Source organism: Chitinophagaceae bacterium, assembly GCA_016710165.1.
Classification (GTDB): Bacteria; Bacteroidota; Bacteroidia; order Chitinophagales; family Chitinophagaceae; genus Ferruginibacter.
Genome location: JADJLJ010000001.1, coordinates 2,066,426 through 2,088,837 on the forward strand (window position 1 = coordinate 2,066,426; position 22,412 = coordinate 2,088,837).

General features: G+C 43.8%; 19 protein-coding genes. All 19 read right to left on the reverse strand.

The annotated features are described in order from the left end of the window. A complete protein-coding gene (locus IPJ02_08965) occupies positions 1-852 on the reverse strand; it encodes a methionyl-tRNA formyltransferase (GenBank protein MBK7375669.1) in 852 nt (283 codons plus the stop codon). Positions 853-855: 3 nt separating this feature from the next. After that, a complete protein-coding gene (locus tag IPJ02_08970; GenBank protein MBK7375670.1) occupies positions 856-2,358 on the reverse strand; it encodes an AMP-binding protein in 1,503 nt (500 codons plus the stop codon). Between the two features lie 46 nt (positions 2,359-2,404). Then, positions 2,405-4,792, reverse strand: a complete 2,388-nt coding sequence (locus IPJ02_08975; protein MBK7375671.1) for an aminotransferase class I/II-fold pyridoxal phosphate-dependent enzyme — start codon at positions 4,790-4,792, stop codon at positions 2,405-2,407. 35 nt (positions 4,793-4,827) lie between these two features. Next, a complete protein-coding gene (locus IPJ02_08980; GenBank protein MBK7375672.1) occupies positions 4,828-5,610 on the reverse strand; it encodes a PHP domain-containing protein in 783 nt (260 codons plus the stop codon). Positions 5,611-5,657: 47 nt separating this feature from the next. Further along, the gene (locus IPJ02_08985; protein MBK7375673.1) at positions 5,658-6,692 is read right to left on the reverse strand and encodes a glycosyltransferase family 4 protein; all 1,035 of its coding nucleotides are present in this window, start codon (positions 6,690-6,692) and stop codon (positions 5,658-5,660) included. A 43-nt stretch (positions 6,693-6,735) separates the two neighbouring features. Continuing rightward, positions 6,736-7,911 (reverse strand): glycosyltransferase, encoded by a 1,176-nt coding sequence (locus IPJ02_08990; GenBank protein ID MBK7375674.1) that lies wholly within the window; start codon positions 7,909-7,911, stop codon positions 6,736-6,738. A 3-nt stretch (positions 7,912-7,914) separates the two neighbouring features. Then, positions 7,915-9,252 carry a glycosyltransferase gene (locus IPJ02_08995; protein ID MBK7375675.1) on the reverse strand — a complete coding sequence of 446 codons (1,338 nt, stop codon included), beginning with the start codon at positions 9,250-9,252 and terminating at the stop codon, positions 7,915-7,917. 37 nt (positions 9,253-9,289) lie between these two features. Next, positions 9,290-10,471 (reverse strand): hypothetical protein, encoded by a 1,182-nt coding sequence (locus tag IPJ02_09000; protein MBK7375676.1) that lies wholly within the window; start codon positions 10,469-10,471, stop codon positions 9,290-9,292. A gap of 187 nt (positions 10,472-10,658) precedes the next feature. Then, positions 10,659-11,834, reverse strand: a complete 1,176-nt coding sequence (locus IPJ02_09005; protein ID MBK7375677.1) for a hypothetical protein — start codon at positions 11,832-11,834, stop codon at positions 10,659-10,661. Positions 11,835-11,845: 11 nt separating this feature from the next. Continuing rightward, positions 11,846-13,708 carry a carbamoyltransferase gene (locus IPJ02_09010; GenBank protein ID MBK7375678.1) on the reverse strand — a complete coding sequence of 621 codons (1,863 nt, stop codon included), beginning with the start codon at positions 13,706-13,708 and terminating at the stop codon, positions 11,846-11,848. Positions 13,709-13,724: 16 nt separating this feature from the next. Next, positions 13,725-13,874, reverse strand: a complete 150-nt coding sequence (locus IPJ02_09015) for a hypothetical protein (GenBank protein MBK7375679.1) — start codon at positions 13,872-13,874, stop codon at positions 13,725-13,727. Between the two features lie 20 nt (positions 13,875-13,894). Then, positions 13,895-14,308: a hypothetical protein gene (locus IPJ02_09020; GenBank protein ID MBK7375680.1), complete on the reverse strand. Its 414-nt coding sequence runs from the start codon at positions 14,306-14,308 to the stop codon at positions 13,895-13,897. 202 nt (positions 14,309-14,510) lie between these two features. Further along, positions 14,511-15,737, reverse strand: a complete 1,227-nt coding sequence (locus tag IPJ02_09025; protein MBK7375681.1) for a glycosyltransferase — start codon at positions 15,735-15,737, stop codon at positions 14,511-14,513. A 10-nt stretch (positions 15,738-15,747) separates the two neighbouring features. Beyond that, on the reverse strand, positions 15,748-17,118 hold the full coding sequence (locus IPJ02_09030; protein ID MBK7375682.1) for an MATE family efflux transporter: 1,371 nt from the start codon (positions 17,116-17,118) through the stop codon (positions 15,748-15,750). 104 nt (positions 17,119-17,222) lie between these two features. After that, complete coding sequence (gene gmd / locus IPJ02_09035; protein ID MBK7375683.1) at positions 17,223-18,308, reverse strand: GDP-mannose 4,6-dehydratase; 1,086 nt, start codon at positions 18,306-18,308, stop codon at positions 17,223-17,225. A 35-nt stretch (positions 18,309-18,343) separates the two neighbouring features. Continuing rightward, the gene (locus IPJ02_09040) at positions 18,344-19,291 is read right to left on the reverse strand and encodes a GDP-L-fucose synthase (protein ID MBK7375684.1); all 948 of its coding nucleotides are present in this window, start codon (positions 19,289-19,291) and stop codon (positions 18,344-18,346) included. Further along, positions 19,291-19,821, reverse strand: a complete 531-nt coding sequence (locus tag IPJ02_09045) for a UpxY family transcription antiterminator (protein MBK7375685.1) — start codon at positions 19,819-19,821, stop codon at positions 19,291-19,293. Before IPJ02_09045 ends, IPJ02_09040 begins: the two co-directional genes overlap by 1 nt. A gap of 241 nt (positions 19,822-20,062) precedes the next feature. Next, complete coding sequence (locus IPJ02_09050; protein ID MBK7375686.1) at positions 20,063-21,391, reverse strand: polysaccharide biosynthesis tyrosine autokinase; 1,329 nt, start codon at positions 21,389-21,391, stop codon at positions 20,063-20,065. Positions 21,392-21,422: 31 nt separating this feature from the next. Further along, complete coding sequence (locus IPJ02_09055; GenBank protein MBK7375687.1) at positions 21,423-22,406, reverse strand: hypothetical protein; 984 nt, start codon at positions 22,404-22,406, stop codon at positions 21,423-21,425. Positions 22,407-22,412: the final 6 nt, after the last annotated feature.

The following is a 22,412-nucleotide window of genomic DNA, read 5'->3' on the forward strand; positions in this document are numbered from 1 at the left end:
TTAATCCTTTTTAATCTCAAAATCTTCCGATACCAAACATCCGTCTTTAAGCCGGATAATAACCCTGTCTTCTGCTTCTTCGCAATACAGGCCCACGTTTTTATACTTTTCCACCAGGATTTTATCCTCCCCGATACCGGCAGCCCAGATTACATAATCCTTATAAAATGCCCCCTTGTAAGGTAAAGATACAGCCCTTATAAGATCATATATCTCTTTGCTGGATCTTGACAGGTCTATTTCCCTGTCGGCCTTTTTAAGCGGGCCAAAATAACTGACCTGTTCATGGTCCTGTTTCATGGCCCGGAAGGAATCGCTTTCCAGTAATTCAAGCGCTTCCACAACGATCGTTTTATAAATAGTCAACATCCGGGCCTGAACATGTAAGATATAATCCTCCGTACCTATCGCAAATTTCTTTTGCAGGATGATGTCGCCGGTATCCACGCCTGCCTCAATAAAATGAACGGTCACGCCCGACTCACTGTCTCCATGCAGGATTGCCTGATGCTGGGGTGATAGTCCCCGGTATTTAGGCAAGAGCGAAGGATGAATATTGATGGCTCCTTTTGCGGCCAGTGTAAATATTTCCTCCCTTAAGATTCGTCGCAGATGAGCTGATACGATAAGGTCAGGTTTTACTTTACTGATCTTTCCGGCAACAACTGCTGAGTTGACATCTGCCGTTTTTAAGAACTCAATGCCATTCTTTTCAGTCACTTCCCCAAGCACTTTAAAGTTTGCCGCAGGGCTATCCGGGGTAACCAGCAACGAAACCTTATGACCGGCTTTTACCAGTGATTCGGTCACTGCGGCCGTGTACATATCTTCTCCGAATACAACCAGTTTCATTTTTTAAAATTTTTCTTTTAGCAGTTTCCTGTCGATCTTTCCATTCGTATTAAGCGGGAAAGCATTTATGAACCGGATCTGCGTTGGTATCATATACCCCGGCATTTTCGACTTCATATACTCTACCAGTGGCTTTGTATTGAATTCTGCTGCCTCTATGACCATGCCGATCTCCGTATTATGTAATTGGTTTGTAAATGCAATGGCCACGGCATTTATTTTTTGCAGGAACTCCTTTGCAAAAAATTCGATCTCCGAAAGCTCCACCCGGAAACCCTGCACCTTTACCTGTGAGTCTATCCTGCCCAGGTACATGATATCCCCTTCTTCATCTGCCTGGCAGAGGTCGCCTGTTTTATAAAACCGGGTTGATTCTCCATGATACATCGTATAAAAAAAGGCCTCTTTATTTTTTTCCTCATTTTTCCAGTAGCCGGGGGTTAACTGTATACCACCCAGGCACAATTCCCCTTTTTCTCCTGGAGCAAGTATTTCGTTTTTGTCATTTATGATAATGGTAAATGTTCCGTTCATCGCCTTGCCAATGGAAAGCAGGCCGTTGGAAACTTTATTCTGTCCATCCTGGCCATAGGTGTAATGGGTGCAAAAAATGGTATCTTCTGTAGGGCCATATACATTCATGATCCGGGCGTTTGGTATACTGTTTGCCCATTCGCTTGTTACATCCAATGGAAGCGCCTCTCCGCAAAACAAGCTATACTTCATGCTTGTACAATGTATTTCATCCAGGTACGGACGCAGGTAATGAATGATGGAAGGCACCATCAACGCTACGGTAAGCTGATGTTCCTCCAGCAGATCGGCAATGTAATTGAATTTGATCTTGTTTTTGGGAATGGTATAAACGCAAGCCCCTCTTAGCAACGGGGCCAGGTATGACATCACCGACAGGTCAAATGTAAGTTCAAACATCTGCAGGCATTTGTCGGTTGGATCCATTGTTATACCAAGTTCAAAAAAGGCTTTAATGAACCCTGCCAGGTTTGCCCGGCTGATGGGAACCCCCTTTGGCACACCCGTGGTTCCGGATGTAAAGAATATGTATGCCCGTGCATCATCCGGAACAGGCAATGCTGCCAGATCCAGCGTTCCGGCAGGCAGCTCCTTCGACCTGATAACCTGTAATTCCTGGAACAAACTGTGCTCCGATGAATCAATGACAACCGATGTCCCTGCCTGCTGTAAAACATTCCTGTTCCGTTCCGCAGGCGTGTCGGGATTAACGGGTACATAACATTTCCCCTCCAGCCATAACGCAAGGATAGCAGCATAGGTTTCAATATCATCATTGGCCACCAGTCCTACATTTACATTATCCGGCTCCAGTTTTTTAACAGCGGCCCGTATGGATGAAACCTGTTCGCCGAACTGCCTGTAGGAGTAAAAAACCCCGTTGATACAAAATGCATTATTGGCCCCATAGCTCTCCGAAGCAAGAAGGAAAGGTTGCAGAACGATGTTCTCAAATGCACTGGTGTTATTCATTTTTTTCCGGGGTTTGGGTTGCTAATAGTATCTTTTGCTGAACACATCATTTGTTTCTGTAAGATTTATCGGCATTTAAAAATGCATTGAACGACTCCCGGGCGCCTATGGTAGCCCGTACAAACTCCCCGTTAAAATAACTTTTCCTGTCACGCAGGTATACTTTATTATCTGCCATGTACTTGATATATCCGGCAGCATTATCCACTTCATAAGAAACAAAGTTCGCTTTAGAGGGATAATGTCTTATGTTATTCTGCCGGCAGTATTCATAAAATATTTCCTTGTTGCTATTCACCTCATCCACATATTTCTGAATTTTATCGTAGTTGTTCAACATGTATTCACCTACCGAAGCACTGAGCATGGTTACATCTTTCGGGTTGTATACCTTATTTAATTCAGCTACCACTTCCTCATTGGCAAGCAGGTAGCCAAGGCGTATCCCTGCCAAACCAAACGCCTTCGAAAAGGTCCGGATAATGATCAGGTTGCTGTACTGCTGCAGCAGGGCCAATGAAGTTTCTCCCGAAAACTCATAGTATGCCTCATCTGCGATCACCAGTGCATGGATCGCTTTTGCGGCATCCAGTATCTTTTTAAGGCCTTCATTATCGATCTGGTACCCGATGGGATTATTGGGGTTGGTGATATAGATCAATTGAGGCTGGATCCGGGCGATCTCCTCTGCGATCATGATTATACTTTCATTTGATGAATCGGAAACAGGAATGCCTATAACGGTATTACCGAATGATTCAGCCTGTGCCCTGAAATTATCGTACGTGGGTAACAGCACCATGCATTTACTGTGGCTGGTAAATACCTGCAGGATCATCCGCAATGAATTATCCGAACCGTGTGCCAGCAGTATCTTATTCACGGAATCCAGGCCGTTGAATGACCTGATCTTTTCCAGTAATTTTGAATGGCTGGCTTCCGGATACCATTTCAGGTAATTATCCTTTTGGAACAGTCCCCTTATAAATTCAAGTACTTCCTGGCTCGCCACTTCATCTGCTTCATTCCAGTCTAACTTATACGAAACAATATCCTTTCTGAAATTGTCCCATGCTTTTTGGGTAGATAGGGAATACGCATCATAGCTGGCCAGTTTGTAGCTGCCCGGCTTTTTTACGATCACAAGTGTTTTACCATCCGCATTGGTGAAAAATTTCTCCCTTTCCTCAATGGAGACCGGGATGCCTGTGCCGATCCGCAGTTCAAGGCCTTTGCGCAGGGCAGCCATTTCTTCATTCGCCAGTTTCTCAGATGTTCTTATCAGCACCAGTACCTCCAGCGTGGAGTATTGCACTATCTGAAATGCCTTTATTTTTGAGAACTCCCTGAAAAGCGTATAAAAATTGATGGAAGGAAGTTTTGCGCCGTTCAGCCCAACAATAAAATCATCCTTCCGGCCTATAACGGTCTTTACCAGCGGCAGCGTTATTTTTCCATCAGCCTGTTTTGTATCAAATACCTCGATCAGGTCGCCTGTATCATACCGGATAAACGGCATAACAGAATTATAAAATGAAGTGGTAACAAGTTTTTTTACGGAAGCGGTTTCTGTGTCCACCAGTTCCGGGTACCCGTATTCCAGGCACATGTGCATCCCATTGTGGGACGGGCCTTCTTTTATAATGATCGCCGGTTCCGTCATTCCATACCAGTTAAAAAGCCTTTTCCCAAACAAGGCTTCAATCTTATTTCTTTCTTCAGCGCTCAATGTTTCGGAAGAAGTATAAATGCCTTTCAGGTTTGAAAGCCTGGCTACCTCTTCTTTTTTCAGGTAGTCGCACAAAAAACTTATGGAAGATGGATATCCCCTCAGGATATCGGGGTTGATCTGTATAAGCTGCTGAATATAAAACGCGGCGTTGGTATGATTCAGGTCGTATGCCGAAAAATAGTACGTATTCTCAACTGCATTGTATTTAAACAGTGGGGCGCCTTCTGCCGGCCGTACATAGCTTCGCAATGAAAATATCCTGGGCCTGCTCTTGTTTGTACACCAGCTGTGGTGGCGGAATATCATTGCTTTATCCATAGCCACCATGTATGGGGTTAAAAGCATTTTTTGCGGCTGACCGGTTGAACCGCTGGTGGCATATTCAACGGCTATACCCTTGTACCTGGGGTTTATAAGATTCCTGTACTCTTTCCGGATTATGTCCTTTGTTAAAACGGGTATCTTTTCCAGGTCTGAGAGCTGGTTGAAATCCGTCTCCGGATCAAAACCCACCTGCGCAAACAGGGCTTTGTAGTAAGGTACATGCCGTGCTTCCAGCAGTGTCTTTTTTACCTCCCGGTACTGAAAGTCCTTAAATGCCGCCTCCGTTCTATATTGCGTATCAGACAGCTTTCTTTTATACAGCCAGTAACCATAGGCCTTAAAGAACAAATTAATCTTACTGGACTTTGAAATGATCATTTTATCTGGTTTAATTATTTTATAAGCATTCGGTTTTACAGCGTATCCAGGATCGTTTCAAATACCAACGACCTCCTGCCGTCCTTATAGTTTTTATAAGCCGGGAATACCTTTTTTGCAAGCGCTTTAAAAGCCGCCGGCGGGTTCACTATTTTTTTTACCCGGTAATACCCGGGCAGATAATTATTCGAGCCCCACTTCTTAACTCCTTCTATTTTAATTGAACCTGAATTCTTATACCCCGTGAGCGTTTCAAACAGATCGCCCTTTTGCTCAAGGGTGCAGATGCATTTCCGGATATCATAATTATAATGTGCATCGCTGCCTCCCAATGGCTTTAAATGGTCATAACCGGACAGGCTGTTCACCGCTGCCTCATTATACTCATGACTGATCTTTGCATTGAAACATTCATAAAAATCTCCCCAGGGTAAAACCTCTTCAAACGAAACGGAATTCAGTATGCCGTCATGCCGCTGCGGATGCGGGAAGTAAACAAAAGCACCCTGCTCCTTTATCTCCTTTACCACATCCAGCGGTGTTTTAGATACAATGGCCTTTTTAAGGAACAGTCCTATGATATGCGTTCCATCAGCGCAGGTAACTTCTTCGCCCATGATAACACGGAGGTCATTTTTCTTTTTCACCCGCAGCCATTGTAAAAAATCCACGGCTCCTTCCGTGGTATCATGATCGGTAATGGCCAGCACATCAATATTGTTTTTCCGGGCATGACGGTATATGGCGGAAAAGGAATTATACCCATCCGATGAATAGCTCGTATGCACATGAAAATTAAAGGTCAGTGTATTGCTCATCTTACATATGAATGGCCGTTTATTTCATCCATTGATCACTATTATTTTCAGTTATAAATATTATTGCAGTAATACGCAGTATAAGAAGCAATATCTTTTGCCTGGTCATTCATACCACCGTCATTACCTGTGTTGCCGGTTTTTGCATCCGTGATCGCCCGGGCAAGTGAACCGGCATCCCTGGTTTTAAAGAGCCTTGTGCCCGCAGGCCGCATCACCACATCCGAAGCGATCACCGTTTTTCCTAAAAACAACGCTTCCCTGACCGTAAGCGCATCCCCATCAGTATTCGTAGGCCTCAATACAATATCCGAATCACCAATAAGCCGGATAAAAGACAAAGGCGCCTCAAACAAAAGAAAACAGTCTTCCAGGCCAAACTCCCTGATCAGTTGCCTGTATTTTTCAAGCTTTATGATGCCCGTATCTTCACAAACAACAAACACAAAAGCAACTTTTTCATTCTTCTTTTTCAGTTCAGATGCTGCTGCGATACACAGATCCAGCCCGTACATGTCTTCATTATTATGACTGTCAAGCCGCCAGGCGTTTGCTGAACAAACCTGGTAGCCAAGTCCCCGTTTTTCGTTCACCCAGTTCTTTACCGGGGCTGGTATTTCTTCTTCAGCACCCAGGTCCGGCGGCAGAAATGCATCTTTAATAAGATACTGTTTCACATTGAACCTTCCCGCAATTTCCCTGCTTACAAAAATCGTCTTATTACAGGTCCTGAGCATTATTTTATCCAGCACCCTTTCAACAACCCCCCTGCCCGGTTCGTATCCATGAATCGTAATTATCCTCTTTTTAAAAAATAAACTTGCAGCCAGGTAGTGCAGTATTCTCAAAGAAAGAAGTCCGCTGTGAATATGAACAATATCGGCAGCCAGTACTTTTTGCAAATACCGGCCAATCTTTAACGAACGTATATTAAAAATATTATCTTTTTTAACTCTTGCTTCATCGATCACATCCACATCAAACCGGCCCGCAAGTAAGGGCTTTAGCCGTTTAATGTGGATACTTACCCCGCCAAAAGGAGGCGGATAAGGCCCGATCAATAGAATTTTTTTGTTTTTCATACTTTTATCCTGTCACAGATACAAATTAATGAGATATGTGCCCCTAGGCTGATCTGAAGATCGATAATAGCCGCAACCCTACTTTTTCAGAATCGAAATTCGTTTCAGCTGTTTTTCTTGCCCCTGCCCCCAGGAGTTTTATTTTTCCCGGTTCATTGATGAACGTCAATATAGCATTTGCCAGTTCATTTACTGTATTGGGGCTTATCAGTAATGCATTCACTCCATCTTCCAGGTAACTGGAAACATCACCCACGTTTGTAGCGATCACCCCTTTGCCTGTGGCCAGGAACTCCCCCAGTTTGAAAGGGAAGCCGGCATTGGCGAATCGGGAGTTTATCCTCGTCATGCAAAAAATATCACAACTGTTGAGTGTAGCATAATAATCGCTGATGCTCAAAAAGCCCATGAAAATGACCCGATCCCGGTTGGGTGAATTTTCAATTCGCTGTTTTATCTTTTCAACATCCCGGTTGTTGCCTGCGCCGGTTAAGATCAGTTTCACCCTGCTGTCCGTTTTGCATACTTCATCAAAAGCGTCAACCAGGTATCCCAGCCCGTCCTTTTCTCCAAAAGAACCTCCGTAGAATATTTTCAGGTTGTTCCTGTCAGGTTCGTACCCCTCGTTCTTAAAATAATTCAGGTTGACAGTTACCGGTATCAAATGTACCGGCACACGGTCTTTTGAAATTTCCTGGCATCTTTGCCGCAAATGCTCTGAAATAGCGACATAGGTATGCACAAAGTACCTGGAAAACCGGAACAGGAATATGGAGGTTTTAAGCCTTGCCTTGTTGATAAAACTTATATGTGACTCATAGCGGTTGTCTTCTATCACGTCTATGATTATCCTGTAGCCCTTCAGCTTTGCATAAAGTATGAATACAATATTCTTTAAATCAGGATAATTGTAATTATAAAGAATGTTCTTACAGTCCCTTTTCCTGTTCCTTTTCAGGAACGATATACCACGGTACCAAAAACTGAATATGGAAAAAAAATTGGCCAGCCCGAAACCAATGACCTCAAACTCTATATCATTCAGTTTCCCCTGGCGCCCGATCGGTTCTTTATTATCCGTTTCAAAAACCAGGTTACTTGCCGTAACCAGGTTCATTTTGATCAATGGCTCAAAAAGATTTCTCACCCTTGTTGAACTGGCCATACCGTCAAAAAGGGAAACACCCGTTACCACTATGTTACATCCCGGATCACTCATATTTTATCTGGCATTGGCCAGCCGTTGTTTATTTTCTGTTATGGAAGAAATGATGTTCCTGAAATCACTCCTGATCTTCACGGAGTTGAAATTTGTTTCCGCCAGCTTAATTGCATTCTGTGCGGTCTGCCGGCGTAAAAAAGGATCGCCCAGTAATTCCTTTACTGCATCTGCCAGCAGTTGAATATTATTTTCCGTTACTACTTTGGCCCATTTGTTCTGAATGGCATCCTGCACCAGGGCCGTTTCTTCAGGTCCGAACATGATCACCGGTGTACCACTAATCATGAACTCCGGTGCCTTGGTGGGCATCGAGTATTTTATAAAGCGAATGGATTCTTCGGAAAAATCATACGGCAAATAGAGAAAATCAGCCTGTGCAAAAACCCGTGGCAGGTCTTTATACGCCACCATTGAATGGTGCTTTACACATGTATACTTTTCCATCCAGGAAGGTCTGTCTTTTGTTTGCAGCACAAACTGCACCGGTGAACCCGATCCCTCATTTACCTTCTCCACTGCCTTTGCCATTGATTCCAGCGTTTCTTCAATACCGGTTCCGATCCGGCCAGCATACAGTATTACCGGGGCCTGGCCCAGCTCATAACTGCTTCGCTGATGGCTCTTCCAGAAATCTATTTCAATGGGATTGTGAAATGTGATGAAATCCATTCCATACCTGCGCCTGTATTCTTTTGCCATTGCATGGCTGATGCTCATCAAAACGTCTGCTTTACTCAACAACGTCCTGAATTCAGCATCGATTTTTTTGTGCCAGTACTTTTTGAATGGCCCCCGCTGGCTTATGGTAGATGGCCAGTCATCCATCACATGATAGATCATGGGTTTTTTTACATACGCTTTGACCTGTTTACAAAATGATACCGTTTCGAGGGTAGAAGCCTGTGCGTATATGAGATCCGGCCTGTACGCATCTATCCATTCGCATAAACTTTTCGACAGGGATATCTTTGAAACGCAATGGATCAGGCCGATGTATTCAAGAAAGGGATAAAAATACCTGTCAACGATCCTGCCCCGGAGTGTTGTCTGGGCCTTTACCGGCGGCGGCTGTTTCGTATCCTGGTCATCTATTTTACGCAGGCCTGAGGCTACCTTTCGCTGCAATAAATTAAAGGGAAATATCCATTTGTATTCTTTATCGCCGAGTATATAATACGTATCACAAATAGTTGTATTCAGGTTATTGAACATATGCACCGTACTCACAACCGCGATCTTATCTTTTTCCCATCCACCAAACAGGTTTGCCTGCGTGATGCCTCCGCCACTGTTATTATTAAAGGGCTGTCCAACGATCAAAACTCTGGGCAAATGCATTTTTCTGTTTTAATTTATTCTCTTAACTGTTGCTGAATCAGTTTTGTAAATATGTTTTAATGGTCTCATCCGGTAAATTCCTGATCTTTTCCGAGTAGCATATTCCAACAGCAACCCAAACCAGCACATAGTTCATATTAAATACGATGCCCCCGGAGGGATACAGGTAAACGATCCAAAGAAAGATCCACATGGAAGCCGCTTTTGACAGCACATTCTTTGATTTAAATAAGCCGATATACACGGCAGGAATAAATATCAGCAGTAATAAAGAAAGGCTCAGGATGCCTCCCTTCAATATGATCTGCAGGTATCCTGTTTCAATATTATCCCGGTAACCGAGGCCTTCTGCATCATTCACATTGTCTACAATCGGACAATAGTATTTTCCCTTTATTCCTTTCCCGATCACCCAATCGGAAGGCGACATGTCGGAATACATCCATACTTCAACACCTGTCCGGGTGTCTTCCTCTCCCCGGTCTATCAGGAATCCGAACATGGCCGGGGTTTTCATATTGGGAACAACGAAGGCGCCTGCCACCAGCAGTATCACTGCCGTTGCTATGATCAGGGTCCTTTTTTTTGTCGTGATCACATAGATCATTCCCATACAGATCAGCGTGGTGAGGCACATGAAAATCAACCCCCTCCGGGCCCTGAAAATGGCAAAGAACAAAGTGACCAGGATCACGAACAGGGCAAACATGTTTTTGATACCAAAACGCATGAGCCCCTTTTTTCCTGTTTGATAAACAAAATTTATCAGAATGTAGCCGATGGGTAGCGCCAGCAGGGTGGAAAGAATTTCCACAAGTCCCTGGGCAACCAGGTTTAAGCGGTCATAGTCATGCAGGGTGTTATAAAACAAAACAACACAGATAAGAAAAAATGCTGCCAGTATCAGCAGGGAATTGAATATTTTCCTGTAATTACTGATACTTCTCGGAATCAGTACTACCACGGAAGCGAAATAAGGCAATATACCAAACGTAACATCCAGGAACATGAGTTTTAAGGAGTTGAAATCATATTGGGAACCCCTTAAGACAATGGTAGCTGAATAAAGGAAATTGATTATAAAAAGTATCTTCAGGTATTCGTTGTCAAATTTAAAATTCATGAGACCAAACCCGCCAAGGGCCATAAGCATAAAGCCCAGGATCTGTAAGGCCTGGTAGTTGGCGGGCGAAAGAAACGGTGCCTCCGCGGAACCCAAGACAAAAAATATTGTATAGGCCACAAACCCATACCAGAAAAAAACCCAGATTCATCTCCTGATTTTTTGAAACAGTAAGCAGGCCATCCCCGGTAAATCTTTTTTTCTGTATCACGAAACTTAAAAATTGAGAGCTGTTATCTATGAAAGCCGGTACTGGTATTCCCCGGCTTATTATGCAGTTGTTTTACCTGGCAGTTTTTTGTCTGAAATCAGTTTGACCTTTTGCTTTTATATGATCCAGCAGGAATTTACTGAGTGCATGCCCGGCTTTGATGTGACCACTGTTTTTCCAATGTCCGCCATCAATGGTCAGGTAATCCTCTTTGGTGAACTGCCCGATCGGGTCAACATATTTTATGGACAGTTCTTTGAATAATTTCAGGGCGTTCACATACGTCTCTCCTTTTTCCTGGACATCATCAAGCGCCGGGATGACGAGGACGATCAGTTCGGCATTATTTGCCTTCACGTATTCATCCAGTTCCTTCAGGTAATCCTTTGTCAGTTTATATCCCAGTTCCTTTGTTTTTTCCCTGTTGCCACTTACCCGGTTCTGAACCTTGGTCGTAAGATCCGAAACAAAAGCAAAAGCCCTGCTGCGTGCAATTATTTTCTGGAAAAAATTCAGCTCTTCCATTGGGTAAGAGCCCGTGGCTATTTTATAAGCCTCCCGGTTGGTTATTTCAACCGGTTTCAGGTCCTTATCAAAATCGTATTGACTGTAGCAGGATGCCAGTTTGTTAAAAATGATCCGGTCAAAAGGAAGCAGGTTGTCGGCAAAATCATTCCCTGTATAAAAGCCCAGCACCACGTAATTGGAATGCTGAAGGGGCAGGTATTTCCTGGTTGTGAAAACGGCATGGTTAGTTCCCGTAGCCGGTATCCCGGTATTCCATACAACTGCCGGGTGAACTTTATTGACATCGCTTTCCAATACATCGATAAAGGAACTGCCGATATCGGAAGAAGCGCCCCACGTAAAGCTGTCGCCTGCAGCCAGTATTTTTACAGAATCACTTTCGGGAGAAAGAGGGTTGAATTCGTCCTTGTCATGGTATCCATCCCGGTTGATCATCATCAGCCTCTTGTAATACCATATCTCCCTTAAGAAATATACGGAATCATCGGGCGTGGCCTGGTGGGCAACGTAGCGGGGCCCCGAGACCGAATCGCAGGTCCACCATTTAGCCTGGGTGTAAGAAACCTTCTGCATTTTATCGTAGCTGGAAGGATACTTCATGAAATACAAAACAACCTCCGAAAGAAGAAGAATGATCACTGCCAGGAAAAGAAGGGTGAACAGGGCAAATTTTATCTTCTTTCCTTTTGAAATATTTTTTTTATCGTTTTTATCAGCCATACGTAACTCCTTTAATCGAGTTTAAACTCTTCCTTCCAGTTTGAATCATTCACCAGTTCTTGCTGGCGTGTTTTATCAAAAACAAAATTACCTACTACCAAAAAATCCATTTCGGTACGCATGAAACACCGGAAAGCGTCGTCCGGAGTACAAACGATGGGCTCACCCCGTACGTTAAAACTGGAGTTCACCAGTAACCCGTATCCCGTCTGGTTCTTGAATTCATTGATGAGGTTCCAGTAACGCGGATTTGTTTTTTTGCTTACACTTTGAATCCTTGCTGAGTAATCCACGTGGGTTACGGCAGGAATATCGGAACGCAGGTGGTAAAGCCTTTCATACATTTCCATGCTGTTGTAGTTTGACGGCAATGGTTTAATATGTTTTTCCTGTACCGGCATTACTACCAGCATGTAAGGAGATGTTCCTTCCAATTTAAAGTACTCATTAACATCTTCCTCTAAAACAGAGGGTGCAAAAGGCCTGAACCCTTCCCGGTACTTAATTTTAAGATTCATCTTTTTTTGCATCTCCGGATTCCTTGCATCACCAAGTATACTTCGGCCGCCCAGCGCTCTCGGGCCATATTCCATTCTTCCCTGGAACCAGCCTACCACATTGCCTTCTTTCAGTTTGGATGCAACCAGCTTTGTGAGTTCACTAAAATCTTCGAAGTGTGTATGTGTTGCTCCATATTTTCTCACCATGCCCATGATACTTTTCTCGTCAAATTCAGGGCCCAGGTAAGCGCCTTTCATTTCATCGGCCACATTGGTATTTACGGTTCTTTTTTCTCCCTTCCACAAATACCACCCTAAGTAGGCAGCGCCCAATGCACCTCCTGCATCACCTGAGGCAGGCTGTATCCAGATGTTTTTAAACATACCGGTCTCAATGAGCTTTCCGTTTGCCACACAGTTTAATGCCACGCCGCCGGCCATTACCAGGTTCTCGCTGTTGGTTAATTTTTTTGCCGTGGCGGCCAGTTTTATAACAAGTTCTTCCGTTATCTGCTGAATGGCCAATGCCATGTTCATATAGTCCTGCGAAATTTCTGATTCCGGATTGCGGGGAGGAAGTCCGAACAACTCTGTCCACTTAGCATTATTGGTCATCTTTAACCCGGTGGCATAATTAAAATACTTCATGTTCAGCAAGATCGACCCGTCTTCCCTTACATCTACAAGTGTACTTAATGTCTTTTCCTTGAATTCTTTTGTTTGCGGAGAATCCGGATTTCCATAAGGAGCAAGTCCCATCAGTTTATACTCTCCGCTGTTTACAGTAAACCCGGTATAGTATGTAAAAGCAGAGTATAATAAACCGAGTGAATGAGGAAAGTGTAATTCCCTGAGCATCTTTATTTCGTTACCAACACCATGTCCAATGGTGGTGGTTGCCCATTCACCCACGCCATCGATCGTTAAGACAGCCGCCTCTGTAAAAGGACTTGGATAGAATGCACTGGCAGCATGCGATAAATGGTGTTCCGGGAATAATACAGGAATTTTTTTGTCACTGAATTTCTTAAACTCATCATTCAGCATCTTCTTCATGAACAGCTTTTCCTTTATCCATACCGGAACGGCCGAAAGAAAACTGGTAAGCCCTTTGGGTGCAAAAGCATGGTAGGTTTCGATCAGCCGTTCAAACTTAATGAAAGACTTATCATAAAATGCAATTGCTGCCAGGTCTTTGAATTCGATACCGGCTTCCTGCAATACATACCGTACGGCATTTTCGGGAAAAGATGCGTCGTGTTTTTTCCTGGTAAAACGTTCCTCATGGGCCGCTGCTATGATCTCTCCATCACAAACGATGGCAGCAGCACTATCATGATAATAGGCAGAAATTCCTAAAATAAATGTAGCCAAAGCGTAGTCTTTTAAATTAAAACAATGTGTAAATAAACGGTGCTATTGCAGAACCTGCAGAAAGCACGATCAATACTCCGAATACCAAAAGCACAATAATGAGGGGCAAAAGCCAGAATTTCTTTCTTACTTTTAAAAAAGCCCACAGTTCACGTAAAAATTCCATGATACTAATTTTTAAATTGCTTAATAAGGGTGTTCAATATCTTTTGAAACAAAAAGGTGGTCCCTTGTAACCATTACCGATCCGTTACTTTTCTTAAATGTCTTCAGGCTTAACGTGTCTTTTCCCATCAAACGCCTGGCGATGCTTACCGGGAATAATATAACAAAGTATATTACCGATAAAAGCACTTTCGATACCACTTCACCCAATAAGGTGGTCAACCCAAACCAGATCGTGGCAATATAGGTTATGGAAAAGAACATGGGAGCGGCCATTGCCAGTACCAGAACAGGTATGGCAATTTTGTAATAAATGACCTTTTGGGTGAAATACCCAAGCAAAAGCATGATAAGCACCATTGCCATCCCGGTGTCGGAAGCCTGTTTTTTTGAAATATTGACAGGAAAATATTTCTTTAAACTATGTTCAGCCATGTATAAATAATTTCATTTTTGATTGATAATACGACTTAAATATATGATTTTACGAAAAATCCATATGTAAAAGAACCTTAACGCTCCGATCAGGCATCTTATTTTACCGGGCACCCTTCAGGAAAAAAATAAATAGATCCCGTTCGGCTGCCCATTACTTACCGGGGTCAAAAGTAAAATCAAAATCCTTTACCCCGTATTATTATTTGCTTACCTGTTCTATTAACTCCAGGTGCTTCCTTACTGTACGCTCCGGTTCTATTTCGGGCGGCAAATACCCTTTCACCCCGTTGTTAATACAATACCTGACCCCTTCCGCAAGATCTTCAGCATCTTTATACCTGGCCAGGTAACCATTTTCCTTATGCTTTACCATATCCGGTATCCCTCCCACATCAAAACCTACTACGGGTGTACCACAGCTTAATGCCTCCATCACCACATATCCAAAAGCCTCAGCCAATGAGGGCGCAATGAATACATCGGCCGCATTATAAACCAGGGCCGTTGAATATTCATCTTTCAGGTAACCCATGAATCTGACATTAAATGGTATGGCATCAGCGATTTCTTTCCGGTAACCGCTTCCAAATATTAAAACAGAGATATTTGCTGCCGGGGAGGTCTGCATCAATAATGCAAGGGCTTTTTGCAGGTAAGCCCAGCCCTTGTAAGGACTGTCGACCGTAATGGCGCCAAAAGCTATCACGGTTTCGTTGCTGTCGATATTCAATATCTGCCTGGCCGTTCTTTTATCTGTTGGTTTAAAGATATTCTTATCAAGCAGGTTGGGTATATAAAAAGCAGGTTTATCTTTTGTAAGCAGCGACTCCTTTGCACAATCATATAACCATTTGCCAGGTGATACAAAGTACAGGTTCCTGTACCTGGAATAAAGCCGCATCTTCTTACCGAATCCTTTTGCGGAGAGATCATGTTTATTTTCTCCAGGGAACATCGGGCAATTGTTGCAGCCTTCTGTTTTATACCTCACACAATCAAAACTATGGTGACATCCCCCGGTGATATTCCACATATCGTGCAGGAAAATAACAACCGGTTTGTTCAGCTTTGCAATCTGTTCCATACTCCTGAAATTCAGCAGCCCCTTTAACGCCCAGTGAATATAGATGACATCGGCGTTCTTTACTTCTTCAAGCCTGGCCACATTGCTGCCCAAGACGGGGTAAGAAAACGAGCCCAGCTTCCTGTTGATCTTCCTTGTTAAGTATGACTGGATCCTGTCTTCCAGTTTTGCTATCAGCCTGGCAACTGCACCCAGGTATTTTACCCCCTGGCTTTCCTGCACACTGTGCTCGAGTGAAATAATGGTTGAAACAACATCGGTATGCTGAAATGCCCTTTGCAGCCTGAGTGCCGCACGCCCGGCAGACTCCATGGAATATTGTATGTGTACAATTTTTTTCATTTACGACAGGTTACCTGTACCAGATTCGGGCGGTGGATTTTTTATAGAAAACATTATAATACTGTATGGGTGCGATGATATAACCGAATACGTTTGAAGCAATGGAAGAAATAATGACCGCTTCCACCCCCATGTTAAAATATTTTATGAGCAGCAACGATAAAACAAAAAAGACGATGGAGGCGGCGATGGCTGCGAAGAACTGTATCTGCAGGGCGCCGATACCATTGATAACACTCACAAAGATGCTGGCAAACATGGTAGTGGAAAAGAACAGCAGGCAAAGCAATGAAACGGAAAAACTCACATGCACCACATCTTTTCCTATCCACAATTCATATACCCGTGCCGACACGGCAAGCATGATCACCCCCACGATCATGAAAGGGACCAGTATCCGGAGGTATTTTTTAACCGCATTTTTTATCCATGCGGTATCCCCGGAACTGTAGGCATCCGTAACACTGCTCCAAAGCGGGGTCAGTAAAATAATAAAGCCCATCTGGAGAACAGAGAAATATTTGAAAGCAATATTGTAGTTGGTAACTTCTTCGGTCCCAAAATAATGGGCTATCAGGAAGAGCGATGTTTCAAACTGTATGATCGCTGCGATCTGCAGCACAAAGAACTTCAGCCCCAGCTTCATGATATCCTTTGCATATTCCTTTCTTACGAACTTAAGTGAGGGCGTATACTGCCTGAACCTCGTTTTAAAGAAATAAATATTTGCCGCCAGTAATATTAACACAGGCGCTATCCCTACTGACAGACCCAGGTATAAAAGAGACCCTGTGGTGAATCTGGTCAGTAAAAAGATCAGTACCAATCCCAGCAACTGGCCGAGCATATCCAACAAGGATGCTTTTGCTGGTTGCTGGTCGGCTGTCAGCACCGTACTGATGACCCGGAAGATGAACTGAAAACAGAAATAGGTGAAAACAAGCATAGCCAGTTGAGAAACTTCCTTCTCCATAGCCGGGGGCAGGCTTAATAAACTATGCCAGGTGATAAACTGGTTGATGAAAAGCAGGAACAACCAAAGTGCAATAAAAATAAGGCTGATGTAATAATAGGTTGTGCTGATGTAGATCCGCACGGCCTGGTCATCGCCTTTTGCCTTGGCCTCTGCAAATTTATTGCGCAGGCCATGCGTGAACCCAATGTCGAAAAAAGAGATCCAGGCGATCATTGAACTCAATGTCAGCCAGATCCCGTATTGGGAAGGATTGATATAATGGATTGTCAGCGGGACAAGAACGAGGCCTATTGCAATGCTCATGCTTTTTATAAGCAAAGAGCCGATGATGTTTTTTTTTGCCGTAAGGCTTCGTTGATTGCCTTTGGTAAAAAAATCAATTGCATATTGCCATAAAGCTCCCATATGTTTACTGATCAGTATCATTTCAAGCGTTTCTCCGCCGGTTCAAAAAGGCGGTCAGGTAAGAAAGTAAGCAGTCTCTGAAAAATCCGGGTTCCCGGTTATGTTCAATCCCTGTTCTGCGCCAGGGTTTTCTTTACATTCATCACATCGCCTGCCACCATTTCTTTCACCAAAGATGCCAGGTCGTGTTTGGGTACCCATCCCAGTTTTTGTTTTGCCTTGCTGGCATCCCCGATCAATAGTTCCACTTCGGTGGGACGGAAATATTCCGGGTCTACTGCCACTACTTCTTTACCAATGGGCAATTGGTAATCAGGGTTGCTGCACGAAACAACATTGGCTTTTTCATTAACACCTTCCCCGGAAAATGACAATTCAATACCAAGTTCCCTGAAAGTTAATATAATAAACTCCCGTACACTGGTTGTAACACCCGTAGCGATCACAAAATCCTCCGGTTTATCCTGTTGCAGGATCAGCCACATGGCCTCAACATAATCCTTTGCATGTCCCCAGTCCCGTTGTGCATTCAGGTTTCCTAAATATAATTTATCCTGCAGGCCGTGTGCAATGGCAGCGGCAGCCATGGTTATTTTCCTGGTAACAAATGTTTCGCCACGCCTGGGACTTTCGTGATTAAAAAGAATGCCATTGCAGGCAAACATATTGTACGCTTCCCGGTAGTTCACAACGATCCAGAAACCATACATTTTGGCAACCGCATAAGGGCTTCTTGGATAGAATGGGGTTTTTTCGCTCTGCGGCACTTCCTGCACCAGTCCGTATAATTCGGATGTGGATGCCTGGTAGATCTTTGTCTTCTTTTCCATTCCCAGTATGCGTATTGCTTCCATCAGCCGCAATGTTCCGATCCCGTCTGCATTGGCTGTATATTCCGGTGTGTCAAAACTCACTTTCACATGGCTCATGGCTGCCAGGTTATAGATCTCATCCGGCTGTGTTTCCTGCACAATACGGATCAGGTTGGTGCTGTCCGTCATATCGCCGTAGTGCATACTAAAGCGGACATCCTTCTCATGCGGATCCTGGTAGAGGTGGTCCACCCGGCTGGTATTTATCAGGGATGAACGCCTTTTAATGCCATGTACCCGGTAACCTTTTTCCAGTAAAAGTTCTGCAAGATAGGCCCCGTCCTGTCCGGTGATACCGGTAATTAAAGCAGTTTTCATAAACTAAAAATAAGTGAAAAAACGGAATGATTTTCCTATTGGACCGCCTGCAGCATTTGTTGTTTGATTAAAAAATCCTGGTAAGCAATATTCATTCCTTCTTTAAGTGAGGTCTTATAACGCCATCCTAGGGCATTTATTTTAGATACGTCCAATAATTTACGCGGTGTGCCATCTGGCTTGCCGGTATCAAAAACCAGGTTCCCGGAATAGCCGGTTACCTCTTTGACCATTTCTGCCAGTTCTTTTATACTGAGGTCCTCGCCACAGCCAATATTCACGATTTCCTTGTGGCTGTATTCTTCCATCAAGAACAAACAGGCATCTGCCAGGTCATCGGCAAAAAGGAATTCACGCTTCGGACTACCCGATCCCCAGATAACCACTTCATTCAACCCCGAAACCTTTGCTTCATGAAATCTTCTTATCAATGCCGGCAATACATGTGAGTTCTCGGGATGGTAGTTATCATTGATGCCATACAGGTTTGTCGGCATCACGCTTATGAAGTCGGCACCATACTGGTCCCGGTAACTTTCGCACAACTTGATCCCGGCAATTTTTGCAATGGCATACGGTTCGTTGGTGTATTCCAGCGGCCCGGTAAGCAGGTATTCCTCTTTGATCGGCTGTGCAGCCATTTTGGGATAGATGCATGAACTTCCCAGGAAAAGCAGTTTGGTAACGGCATGGGCATGTGCCGCATGAATGATGTTTGAAACGATCATCAGGTTATCGTACAGGAACTCTGCACGGTAGGTGTTGTTGGCAACAATGCCTCCCACTTTGGCAGCGGCCAGGAATACAAACTGCGGCTTTTCGTCTTTAAAGAAACGCTCAACGGCAGCCTGGTCCCTGAGGTCCAGTTCTTTTGAGGTACGGTAAACAAGGTTGGCAAAACCCTTTTGCTTTAATGCCCTTACGATCGCCGAGCCAACCATTCCGTTATGTCCGGCCACGTAAATTTTGTCAGTCTTTCTCATCACGAATGAGCTAATCTATAGTTTTGTACTGCAGGAATTTCCCTTACGAAGATGCTTTCTTCTTCCAGTTCGGCGGTTAAAAAATAACCCAGTGAAGGCAATTTTACCCTGACCATTTTATTTTTTACAGCATACAATTTCCCCTCGATGGAAATAGAAGATCCATTGTAATTATTCACTTCTTCTTCGTTATTCACCGTGGTAGGTTCCAGTTTGATGTTCCGGTAATTCTCGGTAAATTCCCTGATGGCATTTATTTCCAAAGTATCTATCACCGCTGGTTTTCCCAACCAGTGCAACAGGTTTATAACTCCATTCGTCTGCTTCAGGACCTGTGTTTCTTCCTGGGTGGCATTTACGAATACTATGGATTTGAACAAAGGTTCAAAAACAAACTTGTTTTTCCGGAACAGTTTTGTTTTTGCATTCACCATAGGGACTAAAACTTCCATTTTCTTTTTTGTTAACAATGCTGCCACTTTTTTTTCTGCCTGTGGCTTCGTGTAAACAGCATACCAATTTTTCTGCATAACCATTTTTTTTAAATTAGAAATGTGCAGTTGATCAGATAGTTGGAAAAGGACATAGTTAATCAGATAGTTGGAAAGGCTGTTGATCGGATAGAGGAACAGGTAATTGGTAAGATAGTTGGAAGCAGGTGGTTTAAAACAGGATAAAGGTACAATTAATAATTAAGCATGGCTTCGCCTATCTCAGTCACAGCTTAAATTGAGTCGAATGGTGTGTTTTTTCATGATATTGGGATTTTTTTTATGCTGATTTTTTTTGTTTTCTGTTTTTGGAACCATACCCGTATTCCTTTTTGCCATAAACGTAATTGTACCCATACCCGTAACTGTTCTTGAATATCCCCCGGTTCTTAAGCCCGTTAAAAACGATGGCCGGGTTCTTAATGGGGTTGATCTGGTTATTCTCATCAATGCGTTTAATGAGCATTTTCGGGGTATAATTATGCCGGATCACATACAACGTGGCGTCACACAGTTTTGACAGGATGAAGGCATCGGTGACCAATGCCGACGGGGAGGTATCGATCACCACCATATCATAATTGTTCTCCAGATATCCGATCAGCTTTTCCACTTTGCCGTTTGCCAGCAATTCGGTCGGGTTTTCGGGTAAATTCCCTGCCGAAATAAAGTAGAGGTTATCGTGGGTCTTTAGCTTATTTACCACCGCGTAAGCGTCTTTTTCGCCGTTCAGAAATTCTGTAGCCCCGTATTCATAATGCACATTCATGATCTTTGAAAGCGTCGGCTGATTCAGATCCAGGTCAACCAGCACTACTTTCTTCCCGGTAAGCGAAAGGCTGACTGCCAGATTTGCGGCAATGAAACTCTTCCCCTCGCCCGATATGCTTGAGGTGAGCAATATTTTTTTATGGGCCGAATCAATTCCCAGGAAAGACAACGAAACCCTCAGTTTCCTGAATTCCTCAGCCACAAAACTCCGGGTACCCTTCTCGATGACCAGCGGATTCTGTGTTTTTTCAAAGGCGATCTCTCCAATGATGGGAATGGAGGTCATCTTTTCGATCTCGTTCCTGAATTTTATCTTACCCGTGATGGTATCCTTTAAGATAATGATTCCCGCAAATGCACCAAGGGCCCCGATCAGCGCCATCATGTATATCATTGTTTTTTTAGGGCTAACAGGATCTTTTCCGGCCATCGCTTTATCAACCACCCGGCTGTTGGAGATCACAGAAGCCAGGGACATTTCAATCTCCTGTTGCTTTTGCAGCAGGGTTTGGTATTGATTGGCCTTGGTCATGTGTTCCCGGCTGATCTCCAGCAGTTGTTTCTCCTTTTTAGGTACGGTGGCAAGCATTGCATTGTAGCCGCTGTTGGTGGAATTTAAACTCTGCCTGGATGCCACCAGGCTCTGCTTTTGATTTTTAATGTTGTCTGCAATGCTGGGCCTGAGGGTGTTGATCTGGCTTTCAAGCGCCTTCAGTTTGGGATTATTCTCACCGACCGTTTTTTTCAATTTCTCGTATTCCAGCTGTGTGGTCTGAAGCTGGGTGATCAGGTTTGAAAGAGACGGGTCATTTACGCCCAATGTTGAAGGAGCAAGCATTTCTCCATTTTGTTTTCCGGCAACAAATTTTTCAACCTTGGTTCAGCATGGAGATCTGCATATTCAGGTCGCCGAGTTTCTGGTCATTTTCCCCCACATTTTTCAGGTAAAACCCGCCCTGTGTTCCGATATCCACTGCCCCGCTTCCGGATTTGTACTGTTGTATCTTCTTTTCAATTGAATCAAGTTCTATGGTAACGCCCCGGAGCTGGTCATTTACAAAAGCCAGCGTATTCCTTGCAAACGAGTTTTTCTCATTGATGGAAACCTGTTCATAGCTTATGATGAGCTGGTTTAAAATATCAACTGCCCGTTGCGGTATCGGATCCTTATAGCTAAGTTCTACAATGGCCGATTGTTTGTTGGGTGATATTTTCAGGATCTTTGTCAATCCCGAAGCTACATTCTGCGGTTCGTCCAGCGAGAAGAAAAACTGGTTATTTGCAGTATTCATGGAAGCATACTGGTACTTGTTGGGAAGGAATTTTAAAACGCCATAGGGCGTGTTTACAAATTGGTTGACCGGATACCTGTCTTTCTTCCCCACGATAACCGTCTGGCTATTCTTATCATAGCTGAACTCGACCTTATATGCTCCCTGGATTGAATCGGGGTTCCTTGCCTCAATGGTTACCGGAGACAAGACATATGCATCCCCTTCCTTTACTTTACCCCCTTTTAAAAAAGAAGCATACAGGCGAAGGGTTTTTACCACTTTTTCCATCAATGCCCGTGACTGCAAAACCTCGATCTCATTTTCGATCGTCTTCTTGGAAGCGATCAGGTCCAGGGACTCAAGCAGTTTTGAGTCTTCATTTGATCCCCTGCGTTCATCCTTTATGATGATGGTGGCAGACGCTTCATATACGGGGGTAGAAAAATGCAGGTACGTATATGCCGCTGCAAACGCCATAAGTACAAATAATATAAGCAATGGCCAGTAAGGCAAAAACTTAGTGATCAGTTGCTGACCCATGTTCGTCTCTTTCTCTTCCACCATCATATTTTTATCCATTTCCAT